We start from the raw sequence: 20,644 nt of genomic DNA on the forward strand, positions 1-20,644 counted from the left end.
ACTCTTATGTCCAGATTTGCTGTGGCTCTACTGATGCCCAGCGCTACTGGCTGAGGGTGAAAGTTGAACTTCAGAGAGCGAGTTGAGGCACGCAGCGACGATTGCTAAACGCCATCACCTTGATCTGAAAGGACATGTTCCCAAAGTATAGTGCCAACAGCTTGCAACGTGGCGAATGGCGTTGAACGGGACTATTCCTTTTTCCCGTCCGGGGTGCCAGACCTCGGCGCTGTCAGGTACTCGACCAGCGTCGCGGCGCACGCCGAAATGCCCTCCAGAAGCACCATTTCGAAACCGTGGGTGTTCTCTGTAGGAATCGCAATACATCCCGCCTGGGCATCAATACCCGTGCTCAACACCGCGCTGGCGTCGGAGGCGAAATCTACCAGCAGTGCCGACTGAGGGGCGTAGCCTGCTCGCCGGCTCGCTGCGATCAACGCCTGCACGACAGTGCGGCTGTAGTAACCCTTCTGGTCGCCGGTATTGATGATCGGATTGACCGACAGCTCCGTACCATACTCTTCCAGCACCGGCCCCACCTCGACCGCAATGGTGGTTTCGCCTGGCAGCCTGGAAGCGGCGTACAAGGCACCGGCATTGGACTCCTCCTCCAACGTGGTCAGGACAAACCACACGTCTTGCTGCAGCGTTTTTCGTTTCGCATGCAGCATCCGTGCGCTGCATATTACCGCACTCAACGGCGCCCGATCGTCCAGAAAGTGAGCGGCTACACAATCCTGAACGTAGAAGGGTTTGCGCCAATGCTGGCTCAGTACCACCCGTGTACCGGGCCGCACGCCTACTGCCTCCAGTTCCAGCTTGGATTTGCGCGTAACGACGTAGACATCCTTCCACTGAACATTGCCGGCGAGCACGTCCCGCCCGTTCGAGGTCCCACCGCTGTTATGCATCGAGCCGTAAGACAGAACCCCTGGCAGGACCTTTTCGTCTCCCAGGATATCGACAGGACAAACACCGAAACTGATGGGCTGAGCCCCGCCCAGCGCCAAGACCTCCAAAGTCCCGTTATCGCGAACGTTCTTGACGATCATTGCGATCTCATCAAGGTGCGCCATGACCCGTATGGCTGCATCAGCGTCATTGCCGTTGTCCGCGCGAACGACGCCGATCACATTCCCGGCTCTGTCGATGTACGCGTCATCGCAGACGTCTTTCAGCTCACGCAGACTGATGGCCCGAACTTCATCTTCCTGGCCGCCTGGACCACGAGCGTTCAACAACTCAGTCAACAACGCATTAATACCCAATCGTCATCCTCCTTCCCCGATCACCAGCGGTGGACCGACGCTGGGCGCAACACGTTCAGTCGCATGGCCGCGTGAAGCGTTGAGGGCCGGTTCGAGCGAGCATTGTTAGTCCTACAAAAGCCGCGGCGCTGATGACATCAGGCGGAAGATACTTGGGTCAAAGGCTATGGGGCACAATTAGTGTCACACCTGTATTTTTCATGCGTTTCGTCCGGCAAATACGAATTAACGGGAGCGTTAGCCCCTCATCAAAGCGTCGGAATTGAACACAGACTTTCCTGTGTGACACATGAGGTGAAAGATCATGGCTAACAATCAAAGCAATCGTGGGCATCAAGGCGGTACCGCGCAGAACAACCCAGGCAATTTTGCCAACGACCGTGAGAAAGCCTCCGAAGCAGGTCGCAAGGGTGGCCAGTCTTCGGGTGGCAACTTTGCCAATGACCGTGAACGCGCATCCGAAGCGGGCCGTAAAGGCGGGCAAAACAGCCACGGCGGCGGTCGCAACAGCTAAGGTCGTTGACCTGTGCTGAATGTGCCGGGGCGACGGGTCGCCCCGGCATTTCTTTGAATGAACGTTTCTCAGAAGACCCCATATGTTGGGGAGCACGGCGTCACGAAGTACGCCCCTTCCACGCCTCGTAACGCGCAAGCAAGGGTTGCACGCTGAGGCCGTGCAACAAAATGCTCAGCGCCACGACCGACAGCACGAGGCTGGTCGTTTCCGCTGCTGCTCCTGGCAGCAGACCGTGATTAAGGGCATAGAAAAGGTAGTAGAAGCTACCGATGCCGCGGATGCCGAACCACCCTAGCAATCCACGCTGCCTTGCATCCAGCATTCCCTTGAGCGGCATCAGGAGGATGCTCAGCGGCCGAATCACCAGGAACAATGCTCCGGCAATGGCCAGAGCCCGCCAGTCCCAATGGGCGATCAGCACGACGCCGAGCAAGGTCACCAGAAAAACTTCCATCGCCCGCTCCACCAAGCTGCCGAATGCGAGCATATCGCCCAGCATGATCCCTGCAGCCACCTGGGAATCCTCCAGCCCTTCCACATCCCCTTTCACGGCCAGCTCGGGCGCCAGGTGCTGATGCCCCACCACCGGCTGTACCAAATGCTCTGCAGCAGGGTCATCCGGGCTGGTAGAGGTCTGCACTTCGGCCTGGCGCAGGCCCAACCCAGCGGCAAACACCGCCAGGAACCCGTAGGCCTGGATCGATTCGGCGATTACGTAGGCGAGTGCAATCAGTGCCAGCGCCAGGTAGTCGTTGGGCGACACGGTGCTGTCGTCATTGCGCAGGCGCAGAAACAACGTGAGCTTACCCAAGCCGCGCCCCATCCAGTAGCCGCAAAGCAGGCCTGCAGCCACTGCCCACAACATGTCCTTGAGTAGCCAATCGCTCAGCCAGGCCTGCCCTGTGTTCTGCTGCAGGAACAACCCAAGCATCACGAACGGGAAAGCCACGCCGTCATTCAGGCCAGCCTCGCCGGACAAACTGAAACGCACGGGATCATCGTCCTGTGCATCGACGACCTGAACGAGGGTCGCGAGGACAGGGTCGGTAGGCGCGAGAATGGCGCCGATCATCACTGATACCCCCCACCCCAGATTCAGGCCGTAGTGCGCCACCACTGCCACGCCAGCGATGCACATCACCATGACCGGCCCAGCCAGGCAGAAGGCGCTCCACCACCTGCGGTTACCCAACGGCAGGCGCAACTTCAGGCCGCTGAAGAACAGCGAAAACAACACGGCGACCTCGGTCAGGTGCTCCATCCAGCCACTCGACTGAGCGACATCCAGCTGCAGGAAGCCAAGCCCGGGCGAGCCCAGGGCAATGCCTAGGCCCAGGCAGACCACCGATGACGTCACAGGTATCCAGCGCAAATAGGAGGATGAGAGTGCAAGCAGCAACAGGACTGCACCCAGCATGGCGAACCAGACGATAAAGGTCATTTGTGCAGGGCCTGAATAATGGGATAGCGATTGAAGTTCGACGTTTGCTCGCTTCACGACGTTCCGCTGGGCTTGTTCCAGCCGCGCGATGAGCTGACGAAATGTAAAAAAGGATTTCTACGCTTCGCTGCAGTCAGAACTTGTAGACAGCAATGGAGATGTAAAAATGAAATTCGCGCAGTTTTGCCAATGGCTATCCAATCACGCGGGCAAGCCAAGTACGTTCCTGATCGCCGTGGTATTGATCGCCATGTGGGCAGCATCAGGGCCTTGGTTTCACTTCAATGATACGTGGCAGCTGATCGTCAACACCTCGACAACCATCATCACGTTCCTGATGGTTTTCCTCATTCAGAACACCCAGAATCGTGATAACGACATCATCCATGTCAAGCTGGACGAGCTCATCAGGGCTACCCAATCAGCACACCAATCGGTGCTGGATCTGGAAGATCTCGACAATCAGCAGATTCACAAGCTGCGCAAACAATACAGAGCCATGGGTAGCCAGTGCGAGGCGCAGCCCGAAAAGCCCGACGAGCAACCGGAAAACGATCCAGCACCAGACCGCTAGACCGATTGATGGGCATACTCACCAAGCCGTTAGTGCCCGCGACATCGATGCCGAGATCACGGGCACTAACCTCGTTCAACCCTTTGTACGACGCGGGTCGGCAGAACGTGGATAGGTACGCTCCTCTTCGATGCTCCCGTCGGCCTTGTGAATCTTTACCGATGCGGTTTTGCCCTCAAAGAATTCCCGCAACGCGCTCACCAGTTCCTGTTTGGTTGCAGCGCGCCTGGACGCGCGATCGGCGCCTGCTTTCTTCAATTCCCATCCATCAGAAGTCGGGCTGAGGTGATAACTGTCCATCACGTGCTCCTTTTACTCAAAGCGATTGACCATCGTCTTCGAAGTCTTCCTCAGCCTCTTCGGCATCGGTGGCATCCGCGTCATTGAGTGGCGGTGAGGTAGGTTTTTCCGGATCGTTGATGAAAGGCACACCACTGGGGCCGTGTTCTTCAAGACCTTCGGTTTTTGGTTGCATGGCAAAGCCTCCAGGCAATGGGGTGAGTCGCAGGCCGTTAACCACCCACACCCGTCCCCGAGAATTTTTCGACAGCGATAGGCTGCGCAATGAACTCCGGGCCATTTCCTGCCAACCGCCACCTCACGTTCGCGATCCCGTAGCGCTCGGCCATGGGGCGGCTGACCATTTTGATTTTCTGCTGACAAAATCTGGGAATGATCCCGACCCCTGCGTCGCAGCTCGCCCAATGCCAGGCCAGGGCATTGTCCATTTTTTCCAGGCGGATGATGAACGTTCGGATCTCGCCATGGAGCGTGTAGTCGATTACGTAAAGTTGCTGTCCAGCCACGTGAGCCTCTCCCTTTTTACTCATGCGTCTGTGAGGGGAGAAGGACAAGAAAAATTCAATTGAAAAGCCATACGGCAAAATACGACGCGAAAACTGCAAGCTGGGGCTGTTTGAATGGCCGGCCATTGGTCAGCCTTCTGCAATTCGGAGCATCCTCTTTGAACTTCGCGCTGGATGAATGGCCTGCCCTTACATGTCCCTCGAAAACGGAGATTCAACATGAACGCACAACTGAGCGGCAAGCGCGTGGCCTTTCTGGTCACCGACGGTTTTGAACAGATAGAGCTGACCGGCCCGCGTGAAGCCTTGGAAAAAAACGGCGCTGTGGTCGATATCCTGAGTGACAAGGAAGGGACCGTGCGCGGCTGGAACCATGACAAGCCCGCCGACGCATTCGCCGTGGATGCCACCTTCGACAGTGCCCACCTGGATCTCTACGACGCCCTTGTGCTACCTGGCGGCGTCCAGAATTCCGACACCATCCGGTTGATACCCGGCGCTCAGAAGCTGGTGAAAAGCCACCATTCAGCAAGCAAGCCATTGGCGGTCATCTGTCATGGCGCCTGGCTGCTGGTATCGACCGGCCTGACCCAGGGTAAGCGGATGACCAGCTACAAGTCGTTGCAGGACGATATTCGCAACGCTGGTGGTAACTGGGTTGATGAAGAGGTCGTGGTGGATGGCAACCTGATCACCAGCCGCAAGCCGGACGATATCCCTGCCTTCAATGAACAGTTGATCAGGGCGCTTGCTGGCTGACAGGTGCTGCATCGCTCGGCCCCCTTCCCGGGGGCCGTACTTTCGCCCCCTGCACGGCTATCACGCCAACTGGATGTACACCGAGTAGCTACCCAGCAGCACCCAGAACACCAGGAAAATCCACGGTGTGCGTAGCGAAAACAGCAACGACTTTCGATGGCCGGCGCGGGAGGTTTCAGCCTCGCAGAACAGCGGCGATTCATCGTAGGCCAACCCCATGATGGGTTCGCTCTGCAGCAAGTGACTTTGCTTCAGTTGCCAGTGATCGATGATGTTGTAGGCCGCCCGAATCCCAGGCCAGGCATTGAGCGAGCTGAGCACTCCTAGCAAGGCGAGGAACGCTGGCACGATCAGCGTGAACATTTCGCCCCATCCATCATTGAGGTTGCCCATGGAGGACACAAACGCGATGACCAAAAAGGACTGGGCTGCCAGGTAGGCGTCGGTGCGATTGGCCAGGATGCTGGTTTCGTACTGGATCTCACGCCGGTAAAAGTCCAGACGCTCCTTAGGGGAGCCGAACATCCTGGCGTTGTGTTCATTGATCACATGTTCGGGGGTCGCGGGGGTGATGATTCGAGGCACTTTTTTCTCCTGCAATGCGGCTCCCGACGAAAAAAGCGCAAGAAGCTCCCTGCGGTAGAACAAGCGATCCCAGCCGAAATTCAATTGGCTTTCATATCACGCCGCTCGTCGCACCACCTGCAGATTGAACCCAACGTACAGCAATCCAGTGTTTCGAAAGGGTATGTCCGTTCTCAACTGCAGGAGCTTCCACCATGCGAGATTTCCCTACTCCGCCCTTCCCGTCTCAGCCGCAAAGCGTCCCCGGATCGCAACGCGAGATGGAGCCACGTCCAGACTGTGGGGAGCAGTCTTATACCGGCCATAACCGACTGGAAGGCAAGATTGCGCTGATCACCGGTGCTGACAGTGGCATCGGGCGAGCCGTCGCCATCGCTTATGCCCGCGAGGGTGCCGACGTCGCCATCGCCTACCTCAATGAGCATGAGGATGCACAGGAAACCGCGCGCTGGGTCGAGGCTGCAGGTCGACAGTGCCTGCTGTTGCCCGGCGACCTGGCGCATAAACAACACTGCCATGACATCGTCGAAAAGACCGTCGAACAGTTCGGTCGCATCGATATCCTGGTCAATAATGCAGCCTTCCAGATGGCCCATGAGACCCTGGAAGAGATCGACGATGATGAATGGGTAAAAACCTTCGATACCAACATCACCGCCATCTTCCGCATCTGCAAGGCGGCGCTGCCTTCCATGCCCAAAGGCAGCTCGATCATCAACACGAGCTCCGTCAATTCCGACGATCCCTCGCCAAGCTTACTGGCCTATGCCGCGACCAAGGGCGCCATTGCCAACTTCACGGCGGGTTTGGCTCAGCTGCTGGGGAAGAAGGGAGTGCGCGTCAATTGCGTTGCGCCTGGCCCCATCTGGACACCCTTGATCCCCGCTACCATGCCCGATGAGGCAGTTAAAAACTTTGGCTCCAGCTACCCCATGGGACGCCCTGGGCAGCCCGTTGAGGTTGCGCCCATCTACGTCCTGCTCGGCTCCGATGAAGCCAGTTATATCAGTGGGTCACGGTACGCGGTGACCGGCGGTAAACCGATTCTTTGACAAAAAAAATGAGGCTCGCTTAAAAAAGCGAGCCTCACGCCTGAGCTCGGCGCAGTTTCAGCGTTTTCGCGGCTCATGTTCACGCGCTGTTTGTTGCGCCGTGGAATCATGAGGCGTTCCGGACGAACCATCCGGACGATGAGCATCGTTATCCCGCTCCTGTTCGCCGTTTGACTCCGTTTGTGAGCCTGGCTTGTGCTGGTGACCATCGTTTTTCATGCTGCCCTCCTGACCGTTGCTGTTTTCATGTGAAGTCGGCCCGCTTCGTCGTTTGTCATTCAGTTGACTGGCGACTGCCGCCTTACTTGTATTACGGAAGCCATGGCCCGGGCAAAGTTCACGCGTGCCCAGCCTGCCTGGGACGGGCGGGCAAAAAGATGTACTGAACCAATCACCGCTGGATTGCGTCCACCACTCAAGAACAAGCGAGTCGATTCTTCAATGGCAACCGAACCCTTACTGGCCGCGCTCGGCTACCTGAAAGACAACCACTTGATCCTGTCAACAGCGGAGTCGTGCACGGCAGGTAGCATGGTAGCGCTCTTGGCCACGGTGCCCGGTACCGGAGAGGTGCTGGAAAGTGGCTATGTGGTGTATTCCCCCAGCGCCAAGAAACGCTTGCTAGGTGTCAGCGACGAGACCATCGAGCGCTATGGCCTGACCAGCGAAGCAGTAGCGTGGGAAATGGCCTTGGGCGCATTGAGAGACAGCGATGCCAACGTGGTGATCGCTACCACAGGCGTGGCTGGGCCTGCGCCCGAATCGGGCATTCCCCCGGGCACCCTGTGTTTCGCCTGGGCATTTGCCGGCGAGCCAGTGGCCGTTTTCACCTGTACCCATCGGTTCTTCGGCGACCGGTCTGAGGTCATGCGGCAAGGGGCGCTGTTTGGGCTGACCCGACTTTCCCATTATCACCAACGCTGGCTGCGAGGTGAGCGGGCCTGAGGGCAATCAAAATGCCGGAAGACGAGCGGGTGTCCCTCATCGGGCACGCTACCTTGGTCGTTGAAAACGGGCACTTTCTGCATCACAAATTCGCCATTGTCGAGCGCAATGGCAAAATCTCGATCATTCCAGCCGATTAAAGCAGCAGTATCGCCTGGCCATGGTCAATGCTGGGAACGGCGATTACATCGCGGCGGGACATCAGCCATTCGCGCATCCGCTCGGCATCAAAAATCTGACCCTCTTCCATCATCAGCAGAATGAGCGATTGGGACATCCGGTAACAACCACACCGGGAGCAGCGCCGCTCTTCCCAACCGCGGGTGCATTCGACGGACTCAGCCTGTCCGGCGCAGATTAAACAACTCATGTAGGCCCCCTTTTGTTCTTGTTCAGTTGAGGGTGAGTAAAGGGATCTGGACGATCCTGTGCCTCTCGCTATACATGGGATTTCCATGCCAAGCCGAAATTCCTTCTATTTTCCCAGCGCCGTACTTCAGTCGAACCCGGCGCTCAACGGGTATGTCCCACACAGAACACGCTATGTTGGAGACATGCCGATGGAAAGAGAACCGGTTGATGGGACGCAGTACGCTGTTCCTCAGCGCGATGAAGGTGGCTGGCTACCCCTGGAGCAATACGGTGCACTGGGCGATGGACGCTCCGTTGCGCTCATCGGCCTGGACGGCTCCATCGATTGGTGGTGCGTCCCCCATATGGACTCACCACCGCTATTCGACAAACTGCTGGCCCCGCAAACGGGCGGTTGCTTCTCCATCACCCCCAGCGAGCCGTTCGTTGCCGAGCGCCGCTACCTGCCTGACAGCAATGTGCTGGAAACGACCTTCACCACCGACAAGGGTCGCGCTCGGCTCACAGAATCCCTGAACAGCGGCCCCGCTGGCCGGTTGCCTTGGGCCGAACTGGCCAGGCGCATCGAAGGTGTCGAGGGGCAGGTGGGTTTTCAGATCGCCATCGATTTCGGCACCCAGGCCGATACCGTCAGCCCCTACTTAGCCCCGAACGACAACGCCTGCGTCTTTCATGCTGGCCGCATACTCGGCATGTTCCTGCACGACGACCAAGTACAGATCGAGCGCAAGAACGACATGGGCGTGCGTGCCTCCCTTGGCGTTGCCGCCGGGCAGCGCGCAGTGGTCGCGATCATCGCAGGTCGTGATGAACCGCTGGTGGTGCCGCCCTTGGCCTTGATCGATGAACGTATCGATGGCTCACACCGGGAGTGGTGCCAATGGTCCAAGGGGCTGCTATACGACGGGCCCTACAAGAGCCAGGTCGTTCGGAACGCGTTGGCCCTGAAGCTGCTGCTGTCCTCTCCCAGTGGGTCGATCATGGCGGCAGCAACTTCATCGCTTCCTGAGCGAATCGGTGGCAACAAAAACTACGACTACCGATTCGCCTGGATTCGTGATGCCGGCTACACCATCGAAGCGTTTCTGAGCATCGGCGCGCAGCCAGAAGCCAAGGCCGCCTTCACCTGGTTGCTGCGTCGGTTGGATGAGCACGGGCCGCGGGTGTTTTATACCCTGGACGGCGCCATGGGTGATTGCGTGCGCCCGCTTGATCTCCCTGGCTACAAGCACTCGCCTCCGGTGGTCGGCAACGATGCCCGGGATCAGTTGCAGCATGGCGTGTTCGGCGACATTTTCGAAACCGCCCGCTGCTTCATCGACAGCGGCAACATTCTCGACTCGCCAAGCGCCATGATCCTCTCTGGCCTTGCCGACCAATGCGCCGACTGCTGGAGACAGGAAGACGCTGGCATCTGGGAACTGCCGGAAACGCGGCACTACACGATGTCCAAAATCAGTTGCTGGCAAGCCTTGAGCCGGGCTATCGAACTGGCCGATGGCGGTCACCTGCCCACCACATGCCGCGAACGCTGGGACCGCGAGCGGCAACGCGTTCAGAACTGGATTGAAGCCCACTGCTGGAGCGAGAAACACCAGGCCTACCTGTTCTACCCAGGCAGTGACCGACTGGATGCTTCGGTGGCACTGGCTGTGCGATTCGGTTACCCCAGCGTGGATCGGTTACGCAGCACGCTCGAGGCTGTGCAGAATGAGCTGGGGGCCGGCGCTTTCCACTATCGCTACAGCGGTGCTCAGGATGAAGAGGGTTGCTTTTTGGCCTGCACGTTCTGGCTGATCGAGGCATGGGCCATCCTCGGCCAGCAAGATCGAGCCGAAGCGGCCTACGCCGAATCGTTGGGAGCCCTGTCGCAGGGCGTAGGCATCTTCTCGGAGATGGTTGACCCCCAGAATGGACAGTACCTTGGCAACCTGCCGCAGGGCCTGACCCACTTGGCGGCTCTTCGGGCAGCGCTGGCCATCGGAGGCAGCCGCCCTGATCGATGATGCGACCCACGTGGGTGTTGCCCATGCTTGCGTGCCGGCAAGCATGGGCGAGCGAATCAGGCGGCTGGCTTGAGTACGACCTTCGTCCAGCCATCATCGCGCGCATCGAAGTGCTTGTAGGCATTCGGGCCTTCGGCCAGCTTCAAACGATGAGAGATGATCTGTGAAGGCTTGGCACGCCCATGATGGATGAGCGCTGCAAGACGGCGGTTATAGGCCTTCACGTTCGCCTGGCCTGTGCGGATCTGCTGGCCCTTGAACCAGAATGCGCCGAAATCGAAGACCATCTTGCCCTCTTTCGCCAAGTCGTTTTTCGCACCCGGGTCTTCAGGCACGAACACGCCCACCACGCCTATGCCACCGGTCGCCTTGGTCGAAGCGACCAAGTTGTTCATCGTCAGGTAGTTCGCCTCATGACCATGTTTGTCGCAGCACTGGTAGCCGACACATTCGCATCCGCGGTCGGTGCCTTTGCCATGGGTCAGGTTCATGATTTCTTCCACCGCCTTCTGCTCGACAGCATTGATAGGCGTTGCCCCAAGCTGCGCGGCCAGCTGCAGGCGATCCGGCTGATTGTCGATGACGAATACCTGAGACGCTCCTTTGATGATGGCCGAGTGCGCCGCCATCAGCCCGACGGGCCCAGCACCATAGATGGCAATGCTCTCGCCTGGCTGCAGGCCCGCCAGCTCCGTTGCGTGCCAACCGGTGGGGAAAATATCCGAAAGCATGACGTAGTCGTCTTCACGCTCCTGGGCATCCTCGGGCAGTACGAGGCAGTTGAAATCGGCATAGGGAACACGTAGCAGCTCCGCCTGGCCACCTTGATAGGGCCCCATATCGGCAAAACCGTATGCGGCACCGGCAGCGCCTGGGTTGGCCGTGAGGCAGAAACCCGTGAGCCCTTTTTCGCAGTTCTCGCAGAACCCGCAGCCGATATTGAAGGGCAGGCAGACCCGGTCGCCGACCTTGACCCGGTCGACCCCGGCGCCCACCTCGATCACCTCCCCCAGGTTTTCGTGCCCGAAGACGCGCCCGGCTTCGAAAGAGGTGCGGCCTTCATACATGTGCAGGTCAGAGCCGCAGATGTTGGTCGTGGTGATGCGCACCAGCACATCGGTGGGTTTCTCGATTCTTGCGTCCGGTACGTCCTTGACCGCGACGTCGCGGGGGCCGTTATACACAATCGCTTTCATGTTGAACTCCCAGTATCAATGGGCGACAGAAGAGCGCCCTGCCCTATTGAGGTGTTTACTGAGCATCGACTGTTCAATGCGCCGAGTCATGAGGCGGATCGGTGGCGCTAATCATCATTGCCACGGGCATCAAGAAGTACCCGCCAGGCAGAACCTTCGAACTTAAGGTATGCCATGCACTCGTAACGTTTAGACACATAATAACGGCGAGAAGAGGTCGGTATGCGGATGATCCATGGCACTTCACATTATCGACCGTACACCAGCGCTTCAGGAGGTTGGGGATCGGCCCACTCCGTACTGAACATTCTCTGGCGTGAGCAAGCCTTGATCAAAAGCGCAGCCGCTTTGACCAAACAGAACAAGCCCCAAGGTTTCGCCTGCGTCAGCTGCGCATGGGCCAAACCTGGCGCCCCCCACGCCCTGGAATTTTGCGAGAACGGTGCCAAGGCGACGGCGTGGGAGTTGACATCCTTGCGCAGCTCGCCCGACTTCTTCGCAGCGCATTCGGTGACCGAGCTGCGAGGTTGGACCGATTTTGACCTGGAGCAGCATGGCCGACTTACCCACCCGATGCGCTACGACAAGCAGACTGATCGATATCAGACGACGACATGGGAAGAAGCAACGGAGGCAATCAGCGCTCAGTTACGCGCGCTGCACCCCGACGAGGTTGTCTTCTACGCGTCAGGGCGCGCATCGCTCGAGACGTCGTTCCTCTACCAGCTGTTCGCGCGTGCCTACGGCACCAACAATCTTCCCGACAGCTCGAACATGTGCCACGAGAGTACTTCGGTAGGCCTGCAGGAAAGCATCGGAGTACCGGTGGGTACGGTCACACTCGCCGATTTCGAACACACCGACTGCATCTTTTTCTTTGGGCAGAACGTCGGCAGCAACAGCCCGCGTATGCTTCATCCGTTGCAAGAGGCGCGCAAGCGCAAAGTACCGATCATCACCTTCAATCCGATTCGGGAGCGTGGATTGGAGCGCTTTGTGAATCCCCAGTCCCCTACTGAAATGCTCGGTCCGAACTCCACGGCCATCAGCACTCAATATCATCAAGTCGCCATCGGCGGCGACACCGCTGCCATCATGGGGGTGGCCAAGGCGCTCCTGGAAATGGAAGATCGGGCGAAAAGCAACGGCGAGCCGCCGGTGCTGGATCACGACTTCCTCGCGCAACATACCGACGGCCTCATACGCTTCGTGGACCGGGTGCGGGGGTATGCCTGGGGTCAGCTGGAGGATCGATCCGGCCTGACCCGAAGTGCGATGGAAGCCGCTGCCACCGTTTATGCGCGCAGCGAGAAGGTGATGATCGTCTACGGCATGGGCATGACCCAACATCGGCACGGCGTCGGCAACGTGCAGATGATGGTCAATTTGCTGCTGTTGCGCGGAAATATCGGTAAGCCGGGAGCCGGTATCTGTCCCGTGAGAGGCCACTCGAACGTTCAAGGCCAGCGCACGGTAGGGATCACCGAAGACCCTGCGAAGATTCCCAAAGAAAAAATCGAGTCTCTGTTCGGCTTCCAGGTGCCTGAGCACAAGGGCCTGACGACTGTCGATACCTGCGAGGGCGTTCTCAGCGGCAGTGTGAAGGGCTTCATCGGGCTTGGCGGTAACTTTCTGCGCGCTGTCCCTGATACCAGCCGCATGGAGCCCGCTTGGGCGCGGCTTCGCCTGAGTGTACAGATCGCCACCAAGCTCAACCGCACGCACCTGATACCCGGTGAACACACGTGGCTGCTGCCATGCCTGGGTCGAATAGAAGTCGACCGGCAGCTTGGCGTTGAACAGACGTACACCACTGAAGACAGCACCGGCTGCATACACGCCTGGCGCGGCAACGCCGAACCCGCAGGTGAGCACCTGCGCTCGGAGTTGGCAATCATCGCAGCGTTGGCCCACGCGACGCTTGGCGACTCAGTCGGCATTCCATGGCAGCACTGGAAGCACGACTACGCCCTGGTTCGCGAGGCGATAAGCAAGGTCTATCCAGACATCTTTCATGAATTTGAAGCACGCATGTGGGAGCCCGGCGGGTTTCATCGACCGCTGGGGGCGGCGCATCGTCAATGGACTACGCCATCAGGTAAGGCACAGTTCATCACCCCGGATACGCTCGATGAAGATGATGATGTGCTCACCGGGGAAGCGGGCCGCAATGTCCTGCAACTGATGACGCTGCGCAGCAACGACCAGTTCAACACAACGGTGTACGGCTACGATGATCGCTTCAGGGGCGTAAAGGGCACGCGCAAAGTGGTGTTCCTCAATCGCAACGATATTGTGCGTCTTGGCTTTGCGCCGGGCGACTGGGTTCACTTGCGCACGGCCATCGAACCGGCCGTGCGCCGCGTAGCGGGCCCTTTTCAGATTATCGCGTATGACATTCCCGAGGGATGTGCCGCCTCTTACTACCCTGAGTCCAATTCGCTCATCCCCCTATGGCATTACGCGAAGCGCAGTAAGGTGCCCGCCGCAAAATCGGTGCCCATCATCCTGCTTCAAGCGCAGCCAGACGCTGACGATCTCGAGCACGCCGTGCCCGAATCAGATCAAGTCGTGTAGAGGGGCATCGAGCAGAGGAAACGCTATGGACAGTATTGAATGGGGGCTGATGGCGGCACGGGCCCAATTCGCCGTGACCATCAGCTTTCATATCGTGCTGGCGGCGTTCAGCATCGGTCTGGCGAATTTTCTGCTGGTACTGGAAGTACTGTGGCTGAAGCGCCGGGAACAGGTCTATCTGGATATCTACCAGTATTGGCTGAAGATCTTCGCGCTCAACGTCGCCATCGGTACTGCTTCAGGCCTGATGCTCGAATATCAATTTGGCCTCAATTGGGCACGGCTCTCCAGCCAGGCAGGAGAGATCCTTGGCCCACTGATGTTTTACGAGGTGATGGCGGCTTTTTTCCTGGAGGCAGGCTTCCTCGGGATCATGCTGTTCGGCATGAAAAAAGTCGGGCCAAAGCTGCATTTCTTCGCCACCTGCGCGGTGGCTGTCGGCTCCATCATCAGTGCATTCTGGATCCTGTCGGCAAACTCCTGGATGCACACGCCTAGCGGTTTCGGCATTGGCGCAGATGGGCGGTTTATCGCGCAGGATTGGTGGGCGATTATCTTCAACCCCTCTTTTCCCTATCGCTTCGCTCATATGATGCTGGCGACCTTTCTGGCCACCGCGGTGGTGATCGCTGGCGCAAGTGCATGGCAGTTGTTGCGCGAGCCCTCTAACCGCCATGCCAGAGTCCAGTTCTCCATGGCCATGTGGACCCTTGCGGTACTCGCACCCGCCCAACTTGTCGTGGGTGATCTACACGGCGAGAACACACTGAGGTTCCAGCCCCAGAAAGTGGCGGCGATGGAGGGCGCCTGGGTGCGCCCGTCACCCGGCACAGGTGAACCCCTGCGTGTGTTTGCATTGCCCGATACAGCCGAGCGGCGCAATCATTTCGAATTGGCTATTCCACACGTTGCATCGTTGTATCTGCGCCATGACCTGAGCAGTACGATCAGACCGCTCACGGAATTCTCGCCTGAGGATATTCCTCCTGTCGCGATTGTGTTCTGGGCCTTCCGCCTGATGGTGGGCCTGGGATTGCTGATGATAGTGCTCGGCATCACCAGCCTGGTACTGCGTCATCGACACCGCTTGTACACAGCCCACTGGCTGCACCGTTGCTGCGTGCTGATGGCGCCGGCCGGTTTCATGGCCATGATCAGTGGTTGGGTGGTCACCGAGGTTGGCCGCCAGCCCTTTACCGTCTATGGCTTGCTGCGAACGGCGGACAGTGCATCGCCAGTTTCCAGCGAGCAGATCGTCGGCTCAACACTGGTGATTCTGATCTTTTATCTGCTGGTGTTCGGCATCGGATTGTGGGTATTGCTGCGCATTCTGCGCCATCCGGCCAAAGCAGGAGAGCAGCAACCACAGCCGACCCTTGCGGACGAAATCGGCAGGCCATGAGGTGCACTTATGCTCGACGGTGACGTGATCGTTCTGCTTTCAGCTGCGGCTCTCGCCTTCTCGGTGCTCAGCTATGTCCTGCTCGACGGCACTGATCTGGGAGTGGGTATTCTCTTGGGGTTCACCCGCTGCGCCAGGCGACGACGCGCCATGGCCGTGTCCATTTTGCCAATCTGGGATGCCAACGAAACCTGGCTCGTGCTGGGAGGCGGCGGGCTGTTAGCGCTGTTTCCGCTGGCCTACGCGGTTTTATTGCCGGCGTTATACCTGCCTTTCATTGCGATGTTCCTGGCGCTGATCATCCGCGCCATGGCACTGGAATTTCGGGATTACACGCAAAGCATGAGCATCAAGCGAGGCATCGACACCTTGCACATGTGCGCGTCACTGTTAGCCGGGGGGTGCCAGGGCGCCGCGTTGGGGACACTGGTGCAGGGCATCGCTCAGCAGAACGGGCAGTTCACCGGTTCAGGCTGGGAATGGATCAGCCCTTTCCCGCTGTACTGCGCTGCCGTGCTGGTGGTGGGCTATGCATGGCTAGGGGCTTGTTGGCTGTATTGGCGAAGCGAATCCGACTTACAGCAATCATCACGCAGGCAAGCGCACGTGCTGTGTGTGGCCACCTTCGTGCTGGTGATCATTCTGCTCTTCTGGACATTCGGCTTGTCGCCAGCCTATGCGCAGCGACTTTCCAACCCTGTCGTTATGGGTTCAGCTGGCGGAATTGCGCTCATTGCTTTTATCGGTTTCTGGGCGAGCTTTCGCAGTCGCTACGATGTAATGCCCCTACTCTGTGCGCTGACCCTGTTTGTCCTGGCATTCACACTGATGGTCATTACGATTTTCCCCTTGATCGTGCCACCCAGCCTCACGCTCTTCGCCGCCGCATCAAGCCGGACAAGCCAAACGTTCATGCTGGCGGGTTTTGCCCTGCTGATGCCAGTGACCTTCTTCTACAACACCTACGGCTTTCGAATTTTTAGCGGGAAAATTCATCCGCCAAAGGCTCGCTCGTCAGAATAAACCGAGTATGCATGTGGCAGGTAAAAGAACGGGCCCGGTGCATCCTGCGCCAGGCCCGCACCTTCATTACTCAACCAAGTGCAGATGTTGGTAATCTCCTAACGGTAATAGTCAGTGCAAGGTGTGACTCAGAAAGGTTTCAGGTTGCTCTTCATACGGCCCTTCGGCAGGAAGGTCATTGGGTAGAAGCGAGCCGACTCCGAATGTCATGACCGCCATTCGTACCCGTAGCGCCCGGCAGGCCAAGCGTGATTCCGCTTCGAATTCGGCCAACGCTTGGCCCATCAGGTACTCAACGCCGATCAGCTGATGTGGCGCGGCCTTTTTGCGCAACGTGCTCATTGACGCCTCCGGGAGCTCAGTCTTTGCCATTGATCAAGCCGGAGCCGAGGTCTGCACCGGTGACCGGACTGCTGGTTGGGTCAGACATCGTCCGAAGCTTCATTGCCTCCACAGTTTCCGCCTCAGCAGGGGCAAGCGTCACCGAAGCGGTGCCATCGCCTCCATCGACGGCAGCCGACGGGTTTTCCACGTATTCCCACTCGCTGCCCTCGTTCCAAGGGCCACGTACATTGGGTTCACCGGACATATTGAAGTACTTGTTGGTAAACGCAGGCATGCCAGGGAGTTTGCCTTGAGGGAAATTCGGCTGAATGGCGTGAAGCGCCTTCTCAAAGGAGAGCTGATGGGCGATTTCCCGTGTCATGAGGAAGCCCAGGGCCTCCTTGACCCCTGGGTCATCGGTCACGTTCATCAGGCGCTCGTAGACGATCTTGGCCCGCGCTTCAGCCGCGATATTCGACCGAAAGTCAGCCGTAGGCTCACCGATGGTATCGACATAGGCAGCGCTCCAAGGGACGCCAGCCGAGTTGGTGAGCGGGGCGCCAGCACCATAGAGGATGCTGGTGATGTGTGAGTCATTGCCCGCACCATTGATCGCTCGATACAAATCGCCCTCTTCTTCAACGCCCTCGGCCAAGCGACCTTTGGCGCCCTTGTTGAGCATGACGATGATGGAGCCAACGATCTCCAGGTGGCTGAGTTCCTCGGTGGCGATATCCATGAGCAGGTCCTTACGCCCCGGATCGTCCTCGGCCAATGCCTGGGTGAAATAGCGGCCGGCAGCCGCCAGCTCACCTTGGGCACCACCGAATTGTTCAAGCAACAGGTTGGCAAGGCCCGGATTGGGCTGCGCCACCCTCACGGTATATTGCAAGCGTTTGTTATGAATAAACATGGTTAGCTCCTCGCGGCTAGTCGAACGCCCATCACTATTTGCAGGCGTCGTCAAAGGCTGGGAGTGGAACCTCATGAGTATCGTGCCAAACAGGAAGTAAAGTTCAGGACGGACGGATTACTTGCAAAAGTTCAAATAACCCTCATCACACAAATTCCAAAAATAATTTCCTCCAATAATTAGCGCCCACTTCTATTGCTGTCTGGAACTCACGTCGGCTAAAGACAGGCTTCCCAATAACTTCATCACAATACTATTTAGGGCTGGCGATTTTTTTAGCGAATTTCTTGTACCACCGGACGAGTTAGTCTGAACTTCGCCGCCTCCCGTGGCTTCCCTTGAATACCTATGACGGAAACAAGCGGCTACAGGAGCTGACGCCATGAGAGCATTGACCTATCACGGAGCACACGACGTCAGGGTCGACAACGTCCCTGATCCCATCATCGAGCAAGCAGACGACATCATCCTCAGGGTGACTGCAACCGCCATTTGCGGCTCCGACTTGCACCTCTACCACGGTAAGATTCCACAAACCGAAGCGGGCGATATCTTCGGCCATGAGTTCATGGGCATCGTCGAAGACACCGGTAATGCAGTCACCAACCTGCAGGTCGGCGACCGCGTCGTGATTCCATTCGTGATCGCCTGCGGCAGTTGCTTCTTCTGCCAGCACGATCTGTTCGCTGCCTGTGAAACCACCAATACCGGGCGTGGTGCAATTATCAACAAGAAGGGAATCCCGCCTGGCGCAGCGCTGTTTGGGTACAGCCACCTCTACGGAGGCATCCCAGGCGGACAGGCCGATTACGTCCGGGTACCCAAAGGTAACGTTGGCCCGTTCAAAGTGCCCACTGAACTGGCCGATGACAAAGTGCTGTTCCTCTCGGACATCCTGCCGACTGCATGGCAGGCGGTCATCAATGCCGAAATTGGCCAGGGTTCATCCGTGGCGATCTACGGTGCCGGGCCGGTGGGTTTGCTGAGCGCCGCTTGTGCGCGGATGCTTGGGGCTCAGACCATTTTCATGGTGGATGACAACGACTACCGCTTGGCCTACGCCAAGGAGGCTTACGGCGTCATACCGATCAACTTCGAGCAGGACGACGACCCGGCAGACAGCATCATCCGGCAGACGCCAGGCATGCGCGGGGTGGATGCGGTGATCGACGCGGTTGGCTTCGAGGCTAAAGGCAGTACCGCCGAAACAGTCATGACGGCGCTCAAGATCGAAGGCAGCAGTGGCAAGGCGCTGCGCCAGAGCATTGCTGCAGTGCGTCGTGGCGGCGTTGTCAGCGTCCCTGGTGTGTACGCCGGCTTCATCCATGCGTTCATGTTCGGCGATGCCTTCGACAAAGGCCTCACCTTCAAGATGGGTCAGACCCACGTCCAGAAATACCTGCCTGAACTGCTTGAGCACATCGAAGCAGGCCGCCTGCAACCGGAACTGATCGTCACCCACCGCCTGGCCCTCGAAGAGGCAGCCATGGGCTACAAGATGTTCGATCAAAAGCAGGACAACTGTCGCAAGGTGATCCTGGTGCCAGGGGCTGCAGCGGGCACCTTGGGCCCTGACTACATCTAGTGGAGGCAAGCACATGAATGGTCTGGCCAGCTACTTCTGGATTGCCGTGGTGGCAATTTTATTGCTCATTGACCTGTGGGCCATCGTCAGCGTGTTCAGGAGCGACAAGACGGATGCCGTCAAAGCGGCGTGGGCCCTGCTGATCGTGGTGTTCCCTCTCATTGGCCTGGGCATATGGGGCGTTGCTGGCCCTCGGGGCATCAAGCGAGGCACGGGCCCCACTTCCGACGAGCACAGCAAAGGCTGATGTTTACGAGCGCCACCTTGAGGAGGTTTTCAAAACATGATCGATCGAGCGACTGGCAGTGACCTTTCATTCAAAGGGCCGCTGCGCGGCAAGGTGGTCGTCATCACCGGCGCATCCAGCGGCATAGGCCGCGCCGCCGCGCACGCATTCGCTTGCAAAGGTGCTCGCCTGGTACTCGCAGCACGCGATGAAGAAGCGTTGTTCGATGTCCTGGATGAATGCACCGATTGCGGTACGGATGCCCTGGCGGTTACGACCGACGTCACCCATAGCGACCAGGTTCAAGCGTTGGCCCTGCAGGCTGCGGAATTTGGCCAAGGTCGGATCGATATCTGGGTCAACAATGCCGGCGTGGGGGCGGTCGGCAACTTCGAGGATACGCCACTGGAGGCTCATGAGCAGGTTATTCAGACCGACCTGATCGGTTACCTGCGAGGTGCCTACGTGGCCCTTCCCTTCTTCAAGGCGCAAGGGAGCGGCATTCTGATCAACACGCTGTCGCTGGGCAGCTGGGTGGCCCAACCGTATGCAGCCGCCTACTCGGCCAGCAAGTTCGGATTGCGTGGGCTGACCGAGGCGCTGAGGGGCGAATTAACGGATTTTCCTCACATCCATGTGTGCGATATCTTTCCAGCCGTCATGGACACACCCGGCTTCCGAGACGGCGGCAACTACACAGGACATGCGTTGACCCCGCCAGGCCCGATTTACGACCCCGAACAGGTAGCGAAGGCAATGGTGGCCTGCGCCATCTCACCTCAGGCTCACACCACCGTTGGCACTGCTGCGCGCCTTGCGCATCTGGCCAGCTACCTCGTACCTGGGCTGCCGCTATTGTCGGGGTGGCTGACGCGGTGGGGATTGAACCGCAGCCCCGCCGCCGAGCAGTCGTCGGGTAATCTCTTTGAGCCGCCGACTGGCCGGCGAAGTATCGAGGGTGGTTGGAGAAATCCGGAAAATAGAACCCCTCTGCTGCTAAGTGCAGCCGTAATCGGGCTGCTAGCGGTGCTTGTGATTTCCCACGGGCAGCGCCGGCGCCGATGATTGGCGGC

Annotated in this window: 22 protein-coding genes and 1 pseudogene; 12 read left to right on the forward strand and 11 right to left on the reverse strand. The window is 58.5% G+C overall.

Annotated features, from left to right (window positions below; genetic code table 11):
• Nucleotides 1–191: 191 nt before the first annotated feature.
• Nucleotides 192–1,268, reverse strand: a complete 1,077-nt coding sequence (locus APH28_RS20455) for a peptidase M42 (RefSeq protein WP_060512343.1) — start codon at nt 1,266–1,268, stop codon at nt 192–194.
• A gap of 304 nt (nt 1,269–1,572) precedes the next feature.
• Between APH28_RS20455 and APH28_RS20460 the strand changes: the two genes are divergently transcribed.
• Entirely contained in the window at nt 1,573–1,782 is a 210-nt protein-coding gene (locus tag APH28_RS20460) for a general stress protein (RefSeq protein ID WP_060512344.1), read from the forward strand.
• Nucleotides 1,783–1,882: 100 nt separating this feature from the next.
• On the opposite strand, the gene APH28_RS20465 is transcribed toward APH28_RS20460, so the two are convergent.
• Nucleotides 1,883–3,226 carry a sodium:proton antiporter gene (locus APH28_RS20465; RefSeq protein WP_060512345.1) on the reverse strand — a complete coding sequence of 448 codons (1,344 nt, stop codon included), beginning with the start codon at nt 3,224–3,226 and terminating at the stop codon, nt 1,883–1,885.
• Between the two features lie 166 nt (nt 3,227–3,392).
• Between APH28_RS20465 and APH28_RS20470 the strand changes: the two genes are divergently transcribed.
• The gene (locus tag APH28_RS20470; protein ID WP_060512346.1) at nt 3,393–3,800 is read left to right on the forward strand and encodes a low affinity iron permease family protein; all 408 of its coding nucleotides are present in this window, start codon (nt 3,393–3,395) and stop codon (nt 3,798–3,800) included.
• A 75-nt stretch (nt 3,801–3,875) separates the two neighbouring features.
• Here the strand turns inward: APH28_RS20470 and APH28_RS20475 are convergent, their stop codons facing one another.
• From APH28_RS20475 to APH28_RS20480, 3 genes are read right to left on the reverse strand one after another with little or no spacing between them, the layout of a single operon-like run.
• Entirely contained in the window at nt 3,876–4,100 is a 225-nt protein-coding gene (locus tag APH28_RS20475; protein WP_060512347.1) for a DUF2188 domain-containing protein, read from the reverse strand.
• Nucleotides 4,101–4,116: 16 nt separating this feature from the next.
• Nucleotides 4,117–4,275 carry a hypothetical protein gene (locus tag APH28_RS28880; protein ID WP_177334281.1) on the reverse strand — a complete coding sequence of 53 codons (159 nt, stop codon included), beginning with the start codon at nt 4,273–4,275 and terminating at the stop codon, nt 4,117–4,119.
• A gap of 37 nt (nt 4,276–4,312) precedes the next feature.
• Nucleotides 4,313–4,606 (reverse strand): DUF6555 family protein, encoded by a 294-nt coding sequence (locus tag APH28_RS20480; RefSeq protein ID WP_060512417.1) that lies wholly within the window; start codon nt 4,604–4,606, stop codon nt 4,313–4,315.
• A gap of 219 nt (nt 4,607–4,825) precedes the next feature.
• Between APH28_RS20480 and APH28_RS20485 the strand changes: the two genes are divergently transcribed.
• A complete protein-coding gene (locus APH28_RS20485) occupies nt 4,826–5,365 on the forward strand; it encodes a type 1 glutamine amidotransferase domain-containing protein (RefSeq protein ID WP_060512348.1) in 540 nt (179 codons plus the stop codon).
• Between the two features lie 60 nt (nt 5,366–5,425).
• On the opposite strand, the gene APH28_RS20490 is transcribed toward APH28_RS20485, so the two are convergent.
• The gene (locus tag APH28_RS20490; protein ID WP_060512349.1) at nt 5,426–5,950 is read right to left on the reverse strand and encodes a hypothetical protein; all 525 of its coding nucleotides are present in this window, start codon (nt 5,948–5,950) and stop codon (nt 5,426–5,428) included.
• Nucleotides 5,951–6,144: 194 nt separating this feature from the next.
• Between APH28_RS20490 and APH28_RS20495 the strand changes: the two genes are divergently transcribed.
• Nucleotides 6,145–7,002 carry an SDR family oxidoreductase gene (locus tag APH28_RS20495; RefSeq protein ID WP_060512350.1) on the forward strand — a complete coding sequence of 286 codons (858 nt, stop codon included), beginning with the start codon at nt 6,145–6,147 and terminating at the stop codon, nt 7,000–7,002.
• A 57-nt stretch (nt 7,003–7,059) separates the two neighbouring features.
• On the opposite strand, the gene APH28_RS28885 is transcribed toward APH28_RS20495, so the two are convergent.
• Nucleotides 7,060–7,221, reverse strand: coding sequence for a hypothetical protein (locus APH28_RS28885; RefSeq protein ID WP_177334282.1), 162 nt, complete (start codon nt 7,219–7,221; stop codon nt 7,060–7,062).
• 222 nt (nt 7,222–7,443) lie between these two features.
• On the opposite strand from APH28_RS28885, the gene APH28_RS20500 reads away from it, so the two are divergent.
• On the forward strand, nt 7,444–7,947 hold the full coding sequence (locus APH28_RS20500) for a CinA family protein (RefSeq protein ID WP_060512351.1): 504 nt from the start codon (nt 7,444–7,446) through the stop codon (nt 7,945–7,947).
• A 136-nt stretch (nt 7,948–8,083) separates the two neighbouring features.
• Here APH28_RS20500 and APH28_RS28890 read toward each other — a convergent pair whose 3' ends face one another.
• Nucleotides 8,084–8,224 carry a hypothetical protein gene (locus APH28_RS28890; protein ID WP_177334283.1) on the reverse strand — a complete coding sequence of 47 codons (141 nt, stop codon included), beginning with the start codon at nt 8,222–8,224 and terminating at the stop codon, nt 8,084–8,086.
• Between the two features lie 283 nt (nt 8,225–8,507).
• Here APH28_RS28890 and APH28_RS20505 point away from each other — a divergent pair, with 283 nt between their 5' ends.
• Nucleotides 8,508–10,325, forward strand: coding sequence for a glycoside hydrolase family 15 protein (locus tag APH28_RS20505; protein WP_060512352.1), 1,818 nt, complete (start codon nt 8,508–8,510; stop codon nt 10,323–10,325).
• A 56-nt stretch (nt 10,326–10,381) separates the two neighbouring features.
• On the opposite strand, the gene APH28_RS20510 is transcribed toward APH28_RS20505, so the two are convergent.
• Nucleotides 10,382–11,521, reverse strand: coding sequence for a glutathione-independent formaldehyde dehydrogenase (locus APH28_RS20510; RefSeq protein ID WP_060512353.1), 1,140 nt, complete (start codon nt 11,519–11,521; stop codon nt 10,382–10,384).
• Between the two features lie 222 nt (nt 11,522–11,743).
• Between APH28_RS20510 and APH28_RS20515 the strand changes: the two genes are divergently transcribed.
• From APH28_RS20515 to APH28_RS20525, 3 genes are read left to right on the forward strand one after another with little or no spacing between them, the layout of a single operon-like run.
• Nucleotides 11,744–14,098: an FdhF/YdeP family oxidoreductase gene (locus APH28_RS20515; RefSeq protein WP_060512354.1), complete on the forward strand. Its 2,355-nt coding sequence runs from the start codon at nt 11,744–11,746 to the stop codon at nt 14,096–14,098.
• 25 nt (nt 14,099–14,123) lie between these two features.
• Entirely contained in the window at nt 14,124–15,500 is a 1,377-nt protein-coding gene (locus tag APH28_RS20520) for a cytochrome ubiquinol oxidase subunit I (protein ID WP_060512355.1), read from the forward strand.
• 9 nt (nt 15,501–15,509) lie between these two features.
• Nucleotides 15,510–16,523 carry a cytochrome d ubiquinol oxidase subunit II gene (locus APH28_RS20525; RefSeq protein WP_060512356.1) on the forward strand — a complete coding sequence of 338 codons (1,014 nt, stop codon included), beginning with the start codon at nt 15,510–15,512 and terminating at the stop codon, nt 16,521–16,523.
• Nucleotides 16,524–16,634: 111 nt separating this feature from the next.
• On the opposite strand, the gene APH28_RS20530 is transcribed toward APH28_RS20525, so the two are convergent.
• Entirely contained in the window at nt 16,635–16,865 is a 231-nt protein-coding gene (locus tag APH28_RS20530) for a hypothetical protein (protein WP_060512357.1), read from the reverse strand.
• 16 nt (nt 16,866–16,881) lie between these two features.
• Nucleotides 16,882–17,760, reverse strand: coding sequence for a manganese catalase family protein (locus tag APH28_RS20535; RefSeq protein WP_060512358.1), 879 nt, complete (start codon nt 17,758–17,760; stop codon nt 16,882–16,884).
• A 382-nt stretch (nt 17,761–18,142) separates the two neighbouring features.
• Between APH28_RS20535 and APH28_RS20540 the strand changes: the two genes are divergently transcribed.
• The 3 genes and pseudogenes from APH28_RS20540 to APH28_RS20550 form a co-directional block, all read left to right on the forward strand.
• The gene (locus APH28_RS20540; RefSeq protein WP_060512359.1) at nt 18,143–19,345 is read left to right on the forward strand and encodes a zinc-dependent alcohol dehydrogenase; all 1,203 of its coding nucleotides are present in this window, start codon (nt 18,143–18,145) and stop codon (nt 19,343–19,345) included.
• A 13-nt stretch (nt 19,346–19,358) separates the two neighbouring features.
• A complete protein-coding gene (locus tag APH28_RS20545; RefSeq protein WP_060512360.1) occupies nt 19,359–19,592 on the forward strand; it encodes a PLD nuclease N-terminal domain-containing protein in 234 nt (77 codons plus the stop codon).
• Between the two features lie 72 nt (nt 19,593–19,664).
• A pseudogene (locus APH28_RS20550) lies at nt 19,665–20,636 on the forward strand (SDR family oxidoreductase); the annotation flags it as partial.
• Nucleotides 20,637–20,644: the final 8 nt, after the last annotated feature.

The organism is Pseudomonas sp. NBRC 111124 (assembly GCF_001320245.1).
In the GTDB taxonomy this organism is placed as follows: domain Bacteria; phylum Pseudomonadota; class Gammaproteobacteria; order Pseudomonadales; family Pseudomonadaceae; genus Aquipseudomonas.